Annotated in this window: 15 protein-coding genes; 4 read left to right on the top strand and 11 right to left on the bottom strand. The window is 47.1% G+C overall.

Translation table 11 applies throughout. From position 1 onward, the window contains the following. Positions 1–53 precede the first annotated feature (53 nt). The 5 genes from Q1A23_RS06850 to Q1A23_RS06830 are packed head-to-tail and all read right to left on the bottom strand — an operon-like array spanning position 54 to position 7080. Positions 54–2459 carry a glycosyl hydrolase family 65 protein gene (locus Q1A23_RS06850; RefSeq protein WP_299821362.1) on the bottom strand — a complete coding sequence of 802 codons (2406 nt, stop codon included), beginning with the start codon at positions 2457–2459 and terminating at the stop codon, positions 54–56. A gap of 3 nt (positions 2460–2462) precedes the next feature. After that, positions 2463–3278 carry a trehalose-phosphatase gene (otsB, locus tag Q1A23_RS06845; protein ID WP_299821360.1) on the bottom strand — a complete coding sequence of 272 codons (816 nt, stop codon included), beginning with the start codon at positions 3276–3278 and terminating at the stop codon, positions 2463–2465. Continuing rightward, positions 3275–4033 carry a beta-phosphoglucomutase family hydrolase gene (locus Q1A23_RS06840; protein WP_299821358.1) on the bottom strand — a complete coding sequence of 253 codons (759 nt, stop codon included), beginning with the start codon at positions 4031–4033 and terminating at the stop codon, positions 3275–3277. Before Q1A23_RS06840 ends, otsB begins: the two co-directional genes overlap by 4 nt. Positions 4034–4054: 21 nt before the next feature. After that, positions 4055–6835, bottom strand: coding sequence for an HAD-IC family P-type ATPase (locus tag Q1A23_RS06835; RefSeq protein WP_299821356.1), 2781 nt, complete (start codon positions 6833–6835; stop codon positions 4055–4057). Positions 6836–6894: 59 nt separating this feature from the next. Next, positions 6895–7080, bottom strand: a complete 186-nt coding sequence (locus Q1A23_RS06830; protein WP_299821354.1) for a hypothetical protein — start codon at positions 7078–7080, stop codon at positions 6895–6897. A 363-nt stretch (positions 7081–7443) separates the two neighbouring features. Between Q1A23_RS06830 and pgi the strand changes: the two genes are divergently transcribed. Both pgi and Q1A23_RS06820 read left to right on the top strand, forming a co-directional pair. Then, complete coding sequence (gene pgi / locus Q1A23_RS06825) at positions 7444–9099, top strand: glucose-6-phosphate isomerase (RefSeq protein ID WP_299822287.1); 1656 nt, start codon at positions 7444–7446, stop codon at positions 9097–9099. A gap of 133 nt (positions 9100–9232) precedes the next feature. Continuing rightward, positions 9233–10795: a hypothetical protein gene (locus Q1A23_RS06820; protein ID WP_299821352.1), complete on the top strand. Its 1563-nt coding sequence runs from the start codon at positions 9233–9235 to the stop codon at positions 10793–10795. 55 nt (positions 10796–10850) lie between these two features. Here the strand turns inward: Q1A23_RS06820 and Q1A23_RS06815 are convergent, their stop codons facing one another. Both Q1A23_RS06815 and Q1A23_RS06810 read right to left on the bottom strand, forming a co-directional pair. Then, positions 10851–11762 carry a DUF58 domain-containing protein gene (locus Q1A23_RS06815; RefSeq protein WP_299821350.1) on the bottom strand — a complete coding sequence of 304 codons (912 nt, stop codon included), beginning with the start codon at positions 11760–11762 and terminating at the stop codon, positions 10851–10853. 18 nt (positions 11763–11780) lie between these two features. Next, a complete protein-coding gene (locus Q1A23_RS06810) occupies positions 11781–12191 on the bottom strand; it encodes a septal ring lytic transglycosylase RlpA family protein (RefSeq protein WP_299821348.1) in 411 nt (136 codons plus the stop codon). 133 nt (positions 12192–12324) lie between these two features. Between Q1A23_RS06810 and Q1A23_RS06805 the strand changes: the two genes are divergently transcribed. Both Q1A23_RS06805 and ychF read left to right on the top strand, forming a co-directional pair. Next, on the top strand, positions 12325–12675 hold the full coding sequence (locus Q1A23_RS06805; protein WP_299821347.1) for a DUF3276 family protein: 351 nt from the start codon (positions 12325–12327) through the stop codon (positions 12673–12675). 294 nt (positions 12676–12969) lie between these two features. Then, entirely contained in the window at positions 12970–14067 is a 1098-nt protein-coding gene (ychF, locus tag Q1A23_RS06800) for a redox-regulated ATPase YchF (RefSeq protein WP_299821345.1), read from the top strand. 133 nt (positions 14068–14200) lie between these two features. Here ychF and Q1A23_RS06795 read toward each other — a convergent pair whose 3' ends face one another. The 4 genes from Q1A23_RS06795 to Q1A23_RS06780 form a co-directional block, all read right to left on the bottom strand. Next, positions 14201–14782 (bottom strand): YdeI/OmpD-associated family protein, encoded by a 582-nt coding sequence (locus tag Q1A23_RS06795; protein WP_299821343.1) that lies wholly within the window; start codon positions 14780–14782, stop codon positions 14201–14203. A 99-nt stretch (positions 14783–14881) separates the two neighbouring features. Continuing rightward, on the bottom strand, positions 14882–15277 hold the full coding sequence (locus Q1A23_RS06790) for a hypothetical protein (protein WP_299821341.1): 396 nt from the start codon (positions 15275–15277) through the stop codon (positions 14882–14884). Between the two features lie 79 nt (positions 15278–15356). Further along, on the bottom strand, positions 15357–15719 hold the full coding sequence (locus Q1A23_RS06785; protein WP_299821339.1) for a hypothetical protein: 363 nt from the start codon (positions 15717–15719) through the stop codon (positions 15357–15359). A gap of 202 nt (positions 15720–15921) precedes the next feature. After that, a complete protein-coding gene (locus tag Q1A23_RS06780) occupies positions 15922–17253 on the bottom strand; it encodes a DUF5103 domain-containing protein (RefSeq protein WP_299821337.1) in 1332 nt (443 codons plus the stop codon). Between the last annotated feature and the right edge of the window lie 262 nt (positions 17254–17515).

The raw sequence follows: 17515 nt of genomic DNA, 5'->3' as shown, positions 1-17515 counted from the left end.
CTGCTCTAAACTGTTTCTGTTGCAAGCGCTGTTAAGTATAGGTTTTGATCTGGCTAACTTTTCCGAATGGGAAACGCACGTTTTTCACCAGCTCTAAAAGTGTATACCTCGCCCATTACACCAATTTTTATTTCTTTCGCCCATCCCTTATCAAACGTTATAAGCATTTTATCCTGTAACAGCTCCAACGATAGCCAATGGCTGCGGTAACGTAACTTTAAGTTCAGACAGCCGATCTCATCCGGAAGCACAGGGTTAAACCACAACATTTCATCGCGTATCTCAAGCCCTGTAAAACAGCGCTGCACCAGGTCTACTGTGCCAGCCATGGCGCCAAGGTGTATACCCTCTGCCGTTGTACCTCCCTGCACATCCTCCACATCGCTCATTAAGGCCAGTTTAAAGTTATCCCAGGCACGTTTTCTATCTGATCGGGCTAACACCCAGGAATGCACTATTTTACTTAACGTAGAGCCATGAGAAGTTCGCTGCGAATAGTAGGCAATGTTTTCGGGAATAGATTCGGGTTTGAAAGTATAGCCCATTTTCTGAAACATCTGCTGCAGTTCCTCTGAAGAAAACAGGTAAAACAGCATCAGCACATCGGCTTGTTTGCTGGCTTTATACTTGTTCACATTGTCATTTTCGCTCTCCAGGATACGGTCCAGGCGCATGGCCTCTCCATGCTTGGCTTTATACTTCTCCCACGGAAATTCCTCCAGCTTCTCGTAGCCTTCAAACTGGGCAATAATGTTGGTTTCTCCGATATACGGCACGTACATGCGCTGGCTAATGTGCTGCCAACGCTCTACATCAGCTGTGGTGATACCACATTTATCTTTCAGCTCCTCAAGCCGCGACCTATCCAGTATATCCATTACCTGCAAAGCGCATTGGATAACCCACACGGCCATCACATTGGTGTAGGCATTATTCGAAAGACCTGGACTGTCGGAATCAGGATATTCGGTGTGATATTCATCCGGCCCAACCACGTTGCGGATCTCGTAGCGCCCTTTTTCCTGGCTAAGAATGGCAATTGAAGACCAAAACTGCGCGATTTCAAAGATCAACTCTGCCCCGTAAAAAGCCAGGAACTCTCTGTCGTGGGTGGTTTGGTAGTAATGCCATACATTATAGGCTACGGCTGCGTTAATGTGGCGCTGCAGAAACGTGTTGTCCGGCAGCCAGTTTCCAGATTCCGGATTAAGATGAACAACCTGGCTTTCTTCACGCCCGTTGCTGCCGCTTTGCCACGGGAACATGGCTCCCCGGTAACCGGCCTCAATAGCTGCATACCTGGCCTCTGGCAAACGACGGTAACGGTACATCAGCAGCGCGCGGGTAAGGGCGGGCAGGCGCAGGTTCAGAAACGGGAAAATAAAGAGCTCATCCCAGAAAATATGCCCGCGGTAAGCCTCGCCGTGCCAACCACGCGCCGGCACTCCCACATCGTGCCCAACAGAATGCGCCGAAACTGTCTGCAGCAAATGAAACACATGCAGCCGCAGTATAGACTGTGCACTTTCGTTACAGTCTAGCTCCAGGTCGCAACGATTCCAGAGGCGCTGCCACGCAAGGCCACTAGCATTCAGCAATTGATCGAACCGGCCCAGCCGCTCTATATTTTCGCAGGCTTCCAAGAGTGGTTCTGATATGGCGTGATCCCTGGAAGTATAAATAAGTACTGATTTCTCAACTACCACGGCTTTGCCCTGGGTGCAAGGCAAGGTTAGCTGCTGCTCCACGTAATCTGGCGCAGCCATACTTCTGCGTGCCGCCTCCTGCCGCTTTCCATCAACAAAAACCTCAGTACGGGCAGCCTGCGCCATCCGTACTTTGGATTGTGAGGTTTGTGCTACCAGGTACAGCGTGTCTTCATTATACTGATCTGCTGTGACAGGCTCTAAGTGTTTGCTTTCGAGGGAACGGTAACGTGCCACGCCGCTGTTGATCACTCTCCCGTCTAAGGCAGTTTTCAGCTCTATTTCTCCTGACCAGTTTTGAGGAATTATTTCCCAGGCCAGCGCTGCAACATGGGGGTTAGCCATACTTACCAGCCGCCGGCTTGTAAGCAATGTTTCTCGTTTGGCTGCATCCCGGAAAAGAACCCGCCGGGTAAGCAATCCCTGCTGCATGTTCAGTTCCTGTTCGTATTCCAGCACGTCCACCTTTTGCAGGCTAAACCATTCTTCTCCTTTGTGTCTAAAAGACAAAGGCAGCCAGTTAGGCCAGTTCACAAGGTCTTCGTTCTCTACTTCTTTCCCCGATACTATGGAGATTAACCTGTTATACCCACCTGCCATATACGTGCCAGGGTAATTTACTTGCTCATCGGCGGTTTCTTCCTCAAAAGCTCCGCGGGTAGCAAAATAACCGTTGCCCAAAGTACAAAGCGTTTCACGCAAAGGCTGGGCGTGCGGTTCCCAGGTGTTATAGGTTATTCTCCATTTTGGCATAGCTTAAAGTGTGAGGTGTTGTGTTAATTTCTGCAGGAATGTCTCTACTTCTTCCACGTTTTCCAGCCTATATTCTGCTGCCGTTTTATCGTCGTGCTCTCCAACTAAAATACCTACACCCCGGCCTTGTAAAGAGGCAAAGGCGTCTTCATCCGTGATATCATCGCCAATGTAAAGCGGCACGATGTCCGGTTTGTTCAGGTTAAGTTCTTCCATCAGCCAAAAAACAGCTTTGCCTTTGTGCCAGTCCAGGTTAGGCTTTAGCTCGATTATCTTTTTGCCAAGTCCCTCTTTAAGTGCTGGATGCGCCCCTAGTACAGCGGCGGTAATACGTTTCAGCTCTTCCACTTCGCTATCTTGCACGTTGCGGTAATGTACTGCAATAGCGTAGCGTTTGCGCTCTACCAAAGCACCCTGTATGCTGTTTAGCTGCTGGTTTAGTTCTTCTGCGGCTGCATCCAGCGCAGGCAAGGCAGCTTTTGCCCCACCAGGTTCGGTGTGCATGTTATCAGGGCCCGAAATATCAAAGCCATGCGACCCGGCAAAGTATAAATTATCCAGCTGCACCAGCCTGGCTACATCAGCTCTGTCGCGGCCGCTTACAATGGCTACGCTGCATACTTTGGCCAGTTGCTGCAAAGTGTTGCGCATGCCGGCACTAAGTATGGCTTTGGCAGGGTCTTTTACAATAGGCGACAGGCAGCCGTCGTAATCCAGGAAAACAGCAGGTCTTTTTCCTTCCAGAAATGCAGGCAAATTGTCGAGAGCAGAAGGTAAGGCAAGCGGATCGTGCTTCACCACGCCAGGTTGATTTTTCATGTGTTGTGTATAGGAAATTTTTCCAGCACCACATCGGCACCGTAGTTTAAAAGTTCTGAGTTATTGCCAGCGCGTTCCACTCCTACAACAAGTGCAAAACCGCCAGCCTTTCCAGCCTTTACGCCGGCTATGGCATCTTCAAAAATGGCAGCCTCCCTGGGCAGTACACCTAGCAGTTCGGCGGCTTTGAGAAAAACGTCCGGGGCAGGTTTGCCTTTTAAGTTCAGCTTCACAGCCTCCACCCCATCTACGCGCGCATCAAAAAGGTGTTCTATGCCTTCAGCGGCAAGTATGGTTTTGCAGTTTTTACTTGCAGAGATAACGGCTGTTTTGCGCCCCTGCCGCCGCTGTTGCTTCAGCCAGGATACGGTATCGCTGTACACTTCTACGCCACCTTGCTTGATGATTTCCTGAAAGTATAGATTTTTAAGATTTCCCAGTCCGGCTACTGTTTCTTTTCCCGCTTCATCTTCGGGTGTGCCCTCCGGCAAAACAATACCACGCGACGCCAGGAAGTTGCGCACCCCATCATAGCGCGGGATGCCATCAATGTATTGGCGATAATCTGTAGCGATCTCTAAGGCATTGTATACCTTGCCGTCGCTTTTGCCGCGCTGCTGCAGGTAATCATCAAACATTTTTTTCCAGGCATTGGCATGTACCTGCGCTGTTTGGGTAATTACCCCGTCCAGGTCAAGTATGACAGCTTTTATCTGCTTTTCCCGGATTAGCTGCTCTAAAGTATACGGCATCATTAGATAACTACTGGTTTATACTTACGCGGTTTCAGGTGCTGCATCATTTGCCCATTCATCCCTATCTTCTCTTTCACGCTCCTGTTTTCCAAAACGCACTCTCTTGTACATTTCTGCAAACCAGATAACCAACGTAGAGAGGCCGATAAGAATAAGCAAGTCAAACCATGGGAGTTCTTCAAAGCGGAACACGTTGCTCAGAAACGGCGTGTAAATAACCAGCAACTGCAGGGCCAGCGAAACGACAAAGGCAATGTTCACAAACTTATTGCTAAAGAACCCGATAGAGAACAGCGACCTGTCTATGGAGCGCATGTTGAAGGCATTGAAGACCTGCGTCATGGCAAGTACTATAAATACTGCGGTGCGGGCTATTTCCTCGCTTTGCGGCAAATAATAATAGAACACGCTCAGGGCAAGGCCCAGCATCATCACGCTCATCAGCAACAAGTAAGGCACAATTGATCTGTCCAGGATATTGGCATCGCGGGCTACGGGTTTCTGCTTCATAATGTCGCCGTGTCCGCGCTCTGCCGCCAGGCCAAGCTCCATCACCCCGTCTGTTACCAGATTAACCCAAAGTATTTGCGTGGCTGTAAGCGGCACAGGCCAACCCAGGGCTATGGCAACAATAAAAACCGACACAAAGGCAAAGTTGGTGGTAAGCAGGAAAAAACTTGTTTGCCGCACATTCTGGAACACGATCCTGCCTTCGCGGATAGCTCGCACAATGGTGGCAAAATTATCATCTGAAAGTACGATCTGGGATGCATCTTTAGCTACGTCGGTGCCTCTTATCCCCATGGCAATGCCCACATCGGCACGCTTTAGTGCTGGGGCATCGTTTACACCGTCTCCGGTCATGGCTATCAGGTGGCCTTTCTCCTGCATATGCTCGGCGATGCGTAGTTTAGTATTTGGGCTAACGCGCGTAAAAACAGAGACATGCTCTACCTGCTTTTCAAAGAGGCTCAGCTCTTCTTCCAGTTCATCTTCCTGCAAAGCTTCGGGATAACCGACAGCAGCCGCCTTACCATCTATAATGCCGACTTCGCGGGCAATGGCGGCACCGGTTTTCTTATGGTCGCCGGTTAGCATCATTATCCGTATACCCGCCGATTTACATTTTTCAACAGCCTCTGGTACGCCGTTTCGCGGAGGGTCTACAATGCCGGTGATGCCCACCCATGTCAGCTCCTGCACCTGGTCTGCGTTTAAGGCGTCCCCTCCATCTGCAGGCTTGTAAGCTAAAGCCAACACGCGCATGGCATGATCCGCCCACTCGTCCATTTTAAGTTGTACCTGCTCACGGTGCGCTTGTGTCAGTTCCTGGGGGCCGTTGGCGGTTAGTATTTTTGAGCTAAGCTTCAGAATTTTCTCTGGGGCACCTACAACTAATATCTCTTTTTTAGCCCCGGTTTCTGCCAGCGTGGCCCTGAATTTTTGTTCAGAACTAAAGGGCAGGTCATCCAGCTTTGCTGCGTCGGGTAGCAAAGCTTTCTCTTTGGCATTCGCTTTTCGGGAGAGGACAAGCAAAGCAAGTTCCGTAGGGTCTCCGGACACTTCCTGCTCTTCGGGTAAATCGCTGCCGGCTGCTGCTTTTTTTTGCGAAAGCCTTGCGTTGTTACTTTCTGCGGCAATGTATAAAAGCTTTGCTAAAACCGGGTTCTCCGAGGCATCAATTGGCTCTCCGTTTCGCTTTATTTCCCCATCAATCGCGTACCCGGACCCGGACACTTCCAGTTCGGTAGCATCGCCTAAAAAAATGCGTTTTACGGTGAGTATACTTTTGGTGAGGGTACCTGTCTTATCGGTAAGTATAACCGAGATAGAGCCAAGCATTTCGGTTGCCGTAAATTCCCGGATGATGGCATTCTGGTCGGCCATGCGCTTGGCACCAATGGCTAATACAATAGAGATAACGGCAGGCAACCCTTCAGGAATAGACGACACAAGCGTAGCCACCGTTATAAGTAAAATCTCCTCGAAAGCATAATCCCGCACAAAGTACCCAAGTATAAACACGAGCACAGAGGTAGCAATCGCTATTATGGCCATTTGCTTTGCCAGCCGCTCAGTCTTTTTCCTGAAATTGGTGGTAGTTGATTTTATCTCGCTCAGCGACTTAGATATTTTGCCAAGCTCGGTATTGCCTCCGGTGCCGGTAACCACCGCTGTAGCTGTACCACGAGCTACGTGCGTGCCTTTAAAAAGTGTGTTTATTCTGTCTCCCAGGTTGCTCTTATCCGGTAGTGGGTCCGTCTTTTTTTCAATCGGCAGCGATTCTCCCGTTAGCGAAGCCTCCACAGTTTGCAGGTTCTTGTATGAAACCAGGCGGGCATCGGCAGGTATGCTGTCGCCTTCTTCCAGTTGTATGATGTCGCCGGGCACCAGGTATTTGGCCTCAATGGTTTTGGGTATGCCATCGCGCACAACTGTTGTCTCCTGCTTAATCATGTTTTTGAGCGCAAGTATGGCCTTCTCGGCACGGTACTCCTGCATAAACCCGAGTATGGCATTAAACAGGATCACGCCAAGTATCACATACACATCCACCCGCTGGTCGGCGTACCATGCCACACCTGCCGCCAGTAACAAGATCAGAATCAGGAAGTCCTTGAACTGCCTCAGGAAAAGCAGCACGGGATTTACACCTTCTGACCCGGTTAGTTCGTTTGGCCCGAATTGTTCTAGCCGCTGCTTTGCATCCTCCTCCGTCAGCCCCTCCTTTTTTGCGTCCAGCTTTTGTAAAGTTTCATCAACAGCGATGCTGTAGTAGGGGTACTTCTGGTCTATCGCCATGAGGTAAACTGTGTTTCAGGGAAATCTCCTGGGTTTATGATAATTTTATACTTTAAGTTTTACGGAATGCCTGTGGTGCGCTCCTGTGGCGGCACATCCGGCCCCTGCTCCGGACGCGTGGCTCTGTTCTTGCCACCAGTTACATACCCTGTAGGTCCGGGAGGCGTGCGTTTTCCATCGTCTTCCCGCAGTATGTTTTTCTTGTCTGTTCCCCTCTGAGGGTTTTCTTTTGCATCCTCTTTCATAATCAAGTATAAGTTTTAAGTATAAACCGGCGTGCTGCTTTATGCTGCTCTATTTAAAATTCAAGCTGATTAAACAGTCCGCTTTCCTTGGTTCTACGGCAATACCTAGCGCCTGGGATACAAAGGGCTTTCGAACCAACAGGCACCCTACCTATAGCTTCGGAAAACAGAGGCGCCTCTACTTAAAGGTAGTACGCTAAAATTAATCTAATATTAGTTTTTTTGCATATAGCTGAATATTGCTGTTATTTTGAAAGAGGTGCCCATAAGTATAAAGCCCTTTAGATTCACCTTTTCGCAACCCGGAGCCCATTATTTGAGTAGTTGTGCCCGAACAGGAACTACTCTCAGACTAGAAATATGATGCTAAAAAATTACGCCCCTACCCATACACATGCTTGGCAAAAACTCGAAGCGCATTATAAAGCGGTGCAACCAAAACACCTCAGCGAACTTTTTGCTGAGGATGCACAGCGTTTCGAGAAGTTATCGCTGCAGTTTGAAGACATGCTGTTCGACCTTTCCAAAAACCGGGTAACTGAAGTAACCCTGGACTTGCTCGTAAGCCTTGCTCAGGAGATGGAGTTACCGGCAGCCATCGAAAGCTTGTTTAGCGGGGAAAAAATTAACGCCACCGAAAACAGGGCCGTATTGCACACAGCCCTGCGAAGCTTTGCTGGTGATGCCCTTGAAGTAGAGGAAGAAGACGCTTTAAAGGAAGTGCGTGATGTACAGCAGCAAATGAGAACGTTCTGCAACAAACTGCACAGCGGCGACTGGAAAGGCTATACAGGCAAGCCAATTACTAGTGTAGTAAACATTGGCATTGGCGGTTCGCACCTGGGCCCTCAGATGGTTGCCGAAGCGCTTAAAAGCTACCAGAAAGAAGGAATAGAAGTATACTTTATTTCGAACGTGGACGGCACCGATGCCGCCGAAGTGCTGAAGAAACTAGACCCGGAGACAACGCTGTTTATCATCGCCTCTAAAACTTTTACTACCAAAGAAACAATTGCCAACGCCGAGACGGCACGCGACTGGTTTTTAAAAGCTGCCAGGGATAAAGAGCACGTAAAAAAACACTTTGTAGCCTTATCTACCAACACCAAGGCAGTAGCAGAATTTGGCATCGCCCCTGAAAACACGTTCCGCTTTTGGGATTGGGTGGGCGGCCGTTTCTCGTTGTGGTCTGCTATAGGCTTATCTATTGCAAGCGCCATTGGCTACGATAAGTTTGAGGAGATGCTGCGTGGTGCAGAGGCCATGGACAAGCACTTCAGGCAAACAGAACTGCGCCGCAACGTACCTGTACTGATGGGGCTGCTGAGCATCTGGTACACCAACTTTTTCGGGTGCCAGACACATGCCATACTTCCTTATGACCAATACCTGCGCCTGCTGCCTGAGTTTCTGCAGCAGCTGCTGATGGAAAGCAACGGTAAAACGGCAACCCGCGACGGAAGCAAAGTAACTTACCAGACACAACCTGTCATCTGGGGAGCCGCCGGCACAAACAGCCAGCACTCCTTCTTCCAGCTTATACACCAGGGCACATTTATCATCCCATGCGATTTTATTGCGCCCGTTAACAGCAACAACCCGATTGGCCAGCACCACACCATGCTGCTATCTAACTTCTTTGCCCAAACAGAAGCCTTGATGAAAGGTAAAACAGAAGAAGAAGTAAGAGCGGAGTTTGCGGCGAAGGGCAACATGAGCCAGGAAGAAATAGATGCCTTAGTTCCGCATAAAGTCTTCGAAGGTAACAGGCCATCCACTTCTATCATGTTTCACCAGCTTAACCCCTATACTTTAGGCGCTTTGCTTGCCATGTACGAGCATAAAACTTTTGTGCAAGGCATCATCTGGAACATCTACAGCTTCGACCAATGGGGCGTAGAACTGGGCAAGCAGCTGGCCGGCAAAATAGAGGAAGAGCTCCTGGACGAAAATGCACCAAGCAACCACGACAGCTCTACCAGCGGCTTAATGGCATACTATAAAAAGCACCGAAAATAAAAGTATACCGATTAAAGTATAAAGCTTCTTCTCCTATCTGCGTATGACTGGGGAAGAAGCTTTATACTTTCCGCTTACCTTTAAACGTTTTTTTGTGCAGATAACACTATGTCGGTCGCTTGTACTTCTGTTTATGGCATTAGCTTTAAACAGTTGTGCCGATAACGACTTTTTCCAGGAGGATGCCCTAGCCACGGAAGAAGAACTTAAAGAATTGCCGCCAGCCGGCAAAGACAGCTTATGGGTAATACCGGGCAGGCACTACAAGCGCAGCGGGTTTCATAACTTTTTCTGGGGCAACCACAACCGGGACATCTGGGCAACACCTGTTAAACTGCCTGTGCTGGATATTAACACGGCACAAGGCGGACTAAGTATAGTTAAGCGTGGCGGCGGTTTTCAGTCTACCAGTTTTGAGTTGGCAGATAGTACAGGCCGTGTTTACGCTTTACGCTCCATCGATAAAGACCCCATTCATGTTGTAAGCAAATTCTGGCGGCATACCTTTGTCAGTAATGTGCTGCGCGACCAGACATCGGCCGGCAACCCTTATGGCGCAGTAGTAGTGCCTGTACTTGCCCAAGCCATTGGCATTCCGCATTCCAGTCCTAAGTTATACTACATAAGCGCCACCGACACCTCTTTCGGGAAGTATAACAACCTGGTGCAAGGCAAGGTGTTTTTGCTTGAACAGAAGTATAAAAGCACAGCCGACTTAACGCCATTCTTTAAAGGAGTTGTTGATTTTGAGGATTCTGAGGATGCCTTGCGGAAGCGGTTTAAAAGCAACCGTTACCAGTTTGACCAGAAAACATTTGCCCGCGCACGCCTTTTGGACATGCTGCTCGGCGACTGGGACCGTCACAAAGGGCAATGGGATTGGGCAGTAAAACCAACGGGCCATGACACCATTTTTATGCCTATCCCCAAAGACCGCGACCAGGTATTTTTTAAGATGCACGATGGCCTTGTGCCCTCCATTGCCACAAGTAAAGTAATGGCCCGCAAATTCCATTCCTTCGACGATGACTTCAGCGATGTAAAGGCCTACATGATCAATGCAAAGTTTATTGACGAACGCCTGCTTAACGAACTAACCCGCGAAGATCTGCAGCAGATTGCCCACAGCATGAAAAGCGCTTTAACGGATAAGGTAATTGAAGCCGCTGTACGCCAGTTACCTACAGCAATTTATACTTTAAAAGGAGAAGAAATCAGCCACAACCTGAAAAGCAGGCGAGACCTCTTGGATAAAGCCGCTGATAAAATGTACAGGCAACTAGCTAAAAAAGTAATAATTGCCGGCTCAGATGAAGTAGAGCATTTTACTGTAAACCGCCTGGATGATGAGTATACAGAAGTTATCCTGACACGACCTGCTACAAAACAATTTCCTGCTACAGAATTATACCGCCGCACATTTAACCGATCCGATACAGAGCAGCTTATACTTTACGGCCTTGCCGGAGACGATAAATTTATACTTACAGGGAATGTGAACAACGGCATCAAAATTAAAGTATACGGCGGTCTGGGCGAAGACGAAATATCCGACAGATCGCGTGTGAAGGGCTGGAAAAAGTATACCGAAATTTACGACACAGAACGAGGCAACGAGATAGACTTCGGTACTGAGGCGAAAGACAAAACAACCCGCGATGTACGCGTTCACGCCTTTGACAGAGAAGGAAACTAAGCTGCTGTGATTTTAACTTGAGGCTTTGATCTAAGCCAGGAATATTCAACTGTGCTTACCTGACCTTGGAGCGTTTGATCAAGTATGAATAAAGTACCTTATCAAAGGGTTCGCTGATATCCACGGGAATGAAATCAATTTTATACTGCCCGCATTTTAAGGCCAGTTCTTTTTTATAGCTGTCAACGGCGGCGCGGTAGTGGTCGCGTACCTGCGATGGTTGCAGCTTTAGCTCCTGCCCTGTTTCAGAATCCATGAAAATGTAAGGGCGCTCGGCAAAGTCAAAATCCTCTTCTGTTTTGCGGTCCATCACATGGAAAATAAGCACCTCATGCTTCTGGTGCTTCAGGTGCTGCAGGGCGGCAAAAATCTTTTCGTTGTCATCCAGCTTGCTTAGCATATCGCTGAAAATAATTACCAGCGAGCGCTTCTGTATTTGCTGCGCAATCTGGTGCACCACCTCCGATACATTAGTATCCTTGGCAGTAGGCGGTAATTCCAGTTGCTTTTGCAGCAGCAAGAGCAGCGTGTGCAGGTGCGAAGCCGTAGATTTAACAGGCGTTTGCAGTTCTATTTTATCAGAAAAAGTAACCAGGCCGATGGCATCGCGTTGCCGCCGCAAAAGTGTTGCCAGCGCGGCCGCGCAAAGTACAGCAAACGTAAGCTTACCGTTGTTGTCAGCAGGATAGTACATGGACGGAGAAACATCCAGCAGAATATGGCAGCGCAGGTTGGTTTCCTCCTCGTAGCGCTTAACAAAAAGCTTGTCGGTGCGGGCAAAAACCTTCCAGTCTATGTGGCGGGTACTTTCGCCGCTGTTGTAGAGGCGGTGCTCCGAAAACTCAACAGAAAAACCGTGGTAAGGCGATTGGTGCAGCCCGGTAATAAAGCCTTCCACCAGTTGCTTGGCCAGAAACTCCATGTTCTCGAATTTCTGCACATCGGCTAAGGTTAAAGGCTTTTTCATAAAAACAGGGTGCTGATGTTAAGATCTTTTTCCTGCTTCTGAAACGGCTAAAGGTATATCTTGTTGCTTCTCCTCTTCCTTTTCCACCTCGGTTAACTTAACGGTGGTGATACCATCGCGGATAAGCCCGATTTCTTCGGCGGCGGCCCTGGAAAGGTCGATGATGATGTGGCGGCTCTTTGCTTTCCTGTCGTTGATCTTGACGATGACAGATTTGCCGTTTTTGAGATTTGTTACCTGCACCAGCGTATTGAAAGGCAATGTGGCGTGTGCAGCTGTCAGTTGTTTTTTGTCGTACCTGTCGCCGCTGGCAGTTCGTTGCCCGTGCATGCGATCGGCGTAATAAGTAGCTTTACCTTCTGCAAAATAAGAGGTGGTATTGTTAAAGAATGAGAGCAGAAGTACTAGTATAATTGAACAGATATTCATAATATACTATAGTTGGTCCGGTGGCAAATATAATATTTAATATTTAAGAAATTTAAATTATAAAATTTTTATATATCGGAAGTATATGTTACTTTTAGATTTACAAAGTTGAAATTAACGTTATTATAAAACGGTGGAAGAGAACAACGAAAAAGCAGAGATTTATTCCCAAAGAGTAAGAGCCGGGAAGAGAACGTATTTCTTTGATGTGAAGTCAACTCGATCAAACGATTTCTATGTGACCATTACGGAGAGCAAAAGAAAGTTTAAGGACGAAACTTTCTCTTATGAGAAACACAAGATTTTCCTTTACAAGGAAGACTTTGTTAAGTTCATGGAAGCGCTTCAGGGAACAATTGATCACGTTAAATCAGAGCTGTTGACCGAAGAAGCCCTGGCTGCCTTAGAAGCTCCTGCACAGGTACCTGTAGCAGAAGAAACTGAGACTGCCGCCACTTACGAGGGTGACCTGAAGTGGGAATAAACTCCCGCGCTTCTATTTAGCTAGCAACCACTAAAGAGATATACAAAGCTCATGGCACAACCATGGGCTTTTTTTTGTTTATCCCTGTTTCAAAGCCTTTTAAAACGCGCCCCCTACTGTGTAATAAAGACACTCTAACGGCAGGCAAAAACGAAGTATAAAGAAATCAAACGCCGATCAGGCTACACCCTATCCCTCAACAATTTAACTATTAACCTATTTAACCTCCCAACCTGCCACATAACTCCTTAAAATATCTTATCTTTGCACCCTGAAATTAATAACTAAGAATACATGGGACTAAGATGCGGCATTGTAGGACTTCCGAACGTTGGAAAGTCGACGCTGTTTAACGCTATTTCTAACGCCAAGGCAGAATCTGCCAACTATCCTTTCTGTACCATAGAGCCTAACGTTGGCGTGATCACCGTACCCGACGAGCGCCTGCAGATACTGGAGGAACTGGTGCACCCCGAGCGCGTATTGCCTACTGTGATCGAGTTCGTGGATATTGCCGGCCTTGTAAAAGGTGCCAGCAAAGGCGAAGGCTTAGGCAACAAATTCCTGGCTAACATCCGCGAGGTAGATGCCATTATACACGTGGTGCGCTGCTTCGAAGATGAGAACATTGTGCACGTAGACGGCAAGGTAGACCCTATTGCTGATAAAGAGATCATCGACACGGAACTGCAGCTAAAGGACCTGGAATCGATTGACAAGAAAATACTTAAAGTTATCCGTTCTGCTAAATCCGGAGATTCAAAGGCAAAGAAAGAACTTGCCAGCCTGGAGAAGTATAAAACGCATTTAGAAGCCGGCCTTAATGCCCGCAGCCTTGATGTGAACGAGGATGACCTGGAAGCTGTAGAGGACCTGAAATTATTAACTGCAAAGCCTGTTATATATGCTGCCAATGTAGACGAAAACTCTATGAACGACGGCAACAAATATTCTAAGACATTGGCTGAACACGTGAAGAATGAGAACGCGCAGGTTGTGTTGATCTCGGCCTCCATCGAAGCCCAAATTGCAGAACTGACAGACCCAGAAGAGAAAGAAATGTTTCTGGCTGAGTATGGCCTGAAAGAGTCTGGTTTAAATAAGCTTATAAAAGCATCTTACAGCCTGCTTAACCTGATTACATACTTTACTGCCGGTGTTAAGGAGGTGCGTGCCTGGACAATAGAGAAAGGCTGGAAAGCTCCTGCTGCAGCCGGTGTAATTCACTCAGACTTTGAGAAAGGTTTTATCCGCGCTGAGGTAATCAAACTTAAGGATTACCAGGAGTTTAAATCTGAAGCTAAGATTAAAGAAGCCGGTAAAATGGCCGTAGAAGGAAAAGAATACGTGGTGCAGGACGGTGATATTATGCACTTCCGCTTTAACGTTTAGTTTATACTTACCTAAAAGCAAAAGGGGCAGATTAAAATCTGCCCCTTTTGCTTTTAGCGAGTTTTTAGAACAACAAGCTTGCTTGGCTAAGCCCAAATTTTAGCCGCAGCTTTTCGTGGATAATGGCTCCACTTTACTTGTCATTCAGTCCCTTCCCCATCAGGATGTTTGGAATACATTTCTCGATTCTTGACGCGCGGGTTTTGGCATGTTTGGCCTGGGAAAAGTACAGCAGATATCCCCTTTGCCGCCCTGGGGTTAAATTTTCGAAAGCAGCATGTAGTTCAGCTTTCTCATGCAGCCGCGCTTGAAACTCTTCAGGTATGTCAAATTCCATCGTTTTTTTAAAATCCACTTTCAACCCTAGCTTTTCAACCTCAATGGCTTCGTAAATATAGGATTTGATGGTAAGTGCCAGTTTCTCAATTTCCATACTATCTGAAAACCTGATTTGACGTGCCGACTGAACATTTGCTGTTTGTTGGGTTAAGATTCCATTTGCGTCCTGCAGCAAAGCTCCTTTATGAAATAAAAGAGCATAATAATCTTTAAATCCGTGAATCAAAACGATGTTGCTCTCTTGGAAAGTATAACAAGGAACACCCCATTTCAACTCCTCTATCAAGCCGCAATCAAGCACAAGATTTCTCAACATCCTGTACTCGCTTTGCCATTTGGTATCTTTGTCGAAAAACCAATCAGTTTTAGGGTTCATGTTTTCAAATTAATGTCAGTAGCGGTTAGTACAGGCTGTGGACGAGGCGTAGCCGAAGTATAACTTATAGGCTGGGTTAGGCAAGGAAGTTCTTTAAATCTATATAACCTCTAAACGTTCAATTCGCCAGTAAATAAACTCACCAATTACTTTTTCATCTCTGGTCCAGTTTCCTAAATCGAGCCAAATATCCCCAAAGCAAGCTATTACTGGATTTACCTGCTCAATTTGTCCATACCCAATATACCCCCAATCCTTAGTGAGTTTTTCTAATCTCTTTTCTTTTGAAGAGTTTAAGCTAAAAGTTACTTCCCAATCAAAGTGCAAGTTCAGGTGACTTAGTTCTATTTTTCTTTTTTCACCTACTTCAAAAGTGTTTCCCCAAAGGAATGCTTCATATGTATTACCAGACTCCGTTCTAAATTTAACTGTACCTTCATGTTCATCATGATAATTTATATGAATGATTTCTACAGGCAATTCATTGATTTTCATTCTTATATTTCTTGCCTAACGTCTAGTATAGACGACGGGCGAGGCCGTCGGCCGAAGGCTGACGTTTATGCCTTGTTAGCTACTTTCTTTTTCTTACTTCTGCTGTTCCTTTTATCCATTTTGAGGTTCTTTCAGAAATTCGATTGCCAAGTTCCAATCCTTCTTGGCCAGCAAAATCATCCCAAGCCCCTGTCGGTAAAAACCATTGGTGGATTTGAGTCAAGTCGGTTTTATTGTTGTATTTAATCCAGTCTATTTCATCTTCTAACGCCTCCCTGAATTGCTCAATTGAGTCAAAGTCGCCCGAATATCCGCCAGTTTTATTTTTAAGTATTTTTTCGGCTACTTGAAGGTCGTCTAGTAGTCCGTAAAAGTCCCACTTTTCATAATATTCAAATTTGGTGAGTTGCTTCTGTTTCTTACCAAAGAGCCAATTAAACATTTTTCATATTTAAAATTGTAGCTAACTACTGTATAAACGTCATCGTGACGTTTATCTGCCATATACACGTATGTGCCTAAACCCAAATTAGGGCTTTGATTCAGTTTAGATTTGCAATAGGGAAGTGATAAGCACAGGCGTTCATATCATAAAGCTAATATATAAACTATTATCAATTGTTTATATGGGTTTGCCGTCTTTACTACCTCCTGTTAAAGGCTAATTCCTCGTACCCGATTAAAAGATCAGCGCGGGTTCCGGGTGGGCGGTAATAGATCAGGATATCATAGCTATTCTCGGTGGCGAAGTGGCTGCCTTCAAAATAACTTTCATCGGTTGCAGCCGATGCATTGGGCTTTAAAGTATAGTAGTAGTTGTAGTAGCCTTGCTTTAAGAGCAACTGCCCTTTATACTTCCCTTCCTCTGCCAGGTAGCGCATGCGGGCTTCTTCCTTCTGGTTCCAGTTGGTAAGGCCTCCGGTAATGTATACTGCACCGGGTGCCTCTGCCGGCACGTTCAATTCGAAATCAACCAAAGTATAATCTCCGTTTACCTCGCCGCTGCCATACTGCCTGTTTCCAAAAATGCGCATCCCGTTAATGTCAGGTTCCTGGCTATACACAGCTGTTTGCCGGCTTTTGCCGGGCTCCAGGTCTACAGCAATAGGATTTGATTCCAGGTTTATACTTTGCACACCTATCCCATTAAAAGTAAGGCTACGGGTATCAAAAGCTCTGAATTCGGCAAACCCTTTAAACAGATCCTTTGGCTCGAAGAACACATACTCCAGGCGACGCTGCGCATCATGTATAAAAGTTGGTTTAGAGATGTTTTTGGCGTTATCCCAGCGGTAGTTCTGCCGTAGTATCGCCTTTACCTCCATCGAGGGGTTTACGATATGGTAATCCTTGTAAAACACATTAAACTCCACAGGCTGCCTTGCCTCGCGGCCACCTGGCCCAAGTGGCGCACCAAGCTTGGCTGTTACAATAACTGTATTCTGAAACACCAGCAGCCGCTGCGTCAGCAGCAGGTTACCGCCCTCCTCCTGCACCACCAGCAAGTAGTTTCCGCTCAGCTTAACCCGGGGCACCCTGAAGCGGTAATGCACATACGGTACGCGCGTATTTACAGAGTTTTGTACATCGGTTATAAAGAACTCGTTAAAGTCGTTCAGGTACTGGGTTTCACTTAAATTGGAGGGGGTCCAATTGGCATTGCAATGCACCAGCTTTGCCAGCAGCCGCTGCGGACCAGCCTTTAACCTGTCGAACTCCAACACAAGCGGGTACTGCTGGGAGATAGCGGTAACGGGTGGGTTTAGCACCTGGTCGGTTTCGCCGGTGGCCAGGTAAGCCTGCACCGATCTTATACTTTCGTGGTACACGTAATCTTCGTAGCGTAAGGCAGCTTGTGCCGTTGTGCCGGTGCCGCTGCTTTGCGCCTGCTCTTCCAGGGGCACACAGGCGGTAAGGCTGCTGCTGGCTAAAACGGCAAGCAGGAACTTCTTCGCCTTTCGTATCTTAACTATCATGCTGTTTAAATCTTCTTTTTAAAGCCAGACTGGCATTGCAATATCAAGCAAGCTTGTAAATAGCCAACCTCACCAATTACCAACTGACTTATAAAGAAAACAATTTTCCGGCAATTATCTGTACAGCCACTTAGCAAAACCTCACACCGGTCAAAGCCAAGCCGGCTGGCGCTACCACAACTCCTCTTGGCTGGTACATCAACAAACGCATACTAAAACCATACTTTGCGGCACTTTCAGTTGCTTAAGTATCGCTGCATTT

The sequence above is a fragment of the uncultured Pontibacter sp. genome (genome assembly GCF_947492645.1).
Lineage (GTDB): Bacteria > Bacteroidota > Bacteroidia > Cytophagales > Hymenobacteraceae > Pontibacter.
Note: the sequence above shows the minus strand (reverse complement) of the source record. Positions and strands in the feature narration are given on the sequence as shown.

Excerpts from the sequence above, each read along its gene's own strand:
- Q1A23_RS06850 (WP_299821362.1), bottom strand. The coding sequence starts at position 2,459 with ATGCCAAAATGGAGAATAACCTATAACACCTGGGAACCGCACGCCCAG.
- otsB (WP_299821360.1), bottom strand. The coding sequence starts at position 3,278 with ATGAAAAATCAACCTGGCGTGGTGAAGCACGATCCGCTTGCCTTACCT.
- Q1A23_RS06840 (WP_299821358.1), bottom strand. The coding sequence starts at position 4,033 with ATGATGCCGTATACTTTAGAGCAGCTAATCCGGGAAAAGCAGATAAAA.
- Q1A23_RS06835 (WP_299821356.1), bottom strand. The coding sequence starts at position 6,835 with ATGGCGATAGACCAGAAGTACCCCTACTACAGCATCGCTGTTGATGAA.
- Q1A23_RS06830 (WP_299821354.1), bottom strand. The coding sequence starts at position 7,080 with ATGAAAGAGGATGCAAAAGAAAACCCTCAGAGGGGAACAGACAAGAAA.
- pgi (WP_299822287.1), top strand. The coding sequence starts at position 7,444 with ATGCTAAAAAATTACGCCCCTACCCATACACATGCTTGGCAAAAACTC.
- Q1A23_RS06820 (WP_299821352.1), top strand. The coding sequence starts at position 9,233 with ATGGCATTAGCTTTAAACAGTTGTGCCGATAACGACTTTTTCCAGGAG.
- Q1A23_RS06815 (WP_299821350.1), bottom strand. The coding sequence starts at position 11,762 with ATGAAAAAGCCTTTAACCTTAGCCGATGTGCAGAAATTCGAGAACATG.
- Q1A23_RS06810 (WP_299821348.1), bottom strand. The coding sequence starts at position 12,191 with ATGAATATCTGTTCAATTATACTAGTACTTCTGCTCTCATTCTTTAAC.
- ychF (WP_299821345.1), top strand. The coding sequence starts at position 12,970 with ATGGGACTAAGATGCGGCATTGTAGGACTTCCGAACGTTGGAAAGTCG.
- Q1A23_RS06795 (WP_299821343.1), bottom strand. The coding sequence starts at position 14,782 with ATGAACCCTAAAACTGATTGGTTTTTCGACAAAGATACCAAATGGCAA.
- Q1A23_RS06790 (WP_299821341.1), bottom strand. The coding sequence starts at position 15,277 with ATGAAAATCAATGAATTGCCTGTAGAAATCATTCATATAAATTATCAT.
- Q1A23_RS06785 (WP_299821339.1), bottom strand. The coding sequence starts at position 15,719 with ATGTTTAATTGGCTCTTTGGTAAGAAACAGAAGCAACTCACCAAATTT.
- Q1A23_RS06780 (WP_299821337.1), bottom strand. The coding sequence starts at position 17,253 with ATGATAGTTAAGATACGAAAGGCGAAGAAGTTCCTGCTTGCCGTTTTA.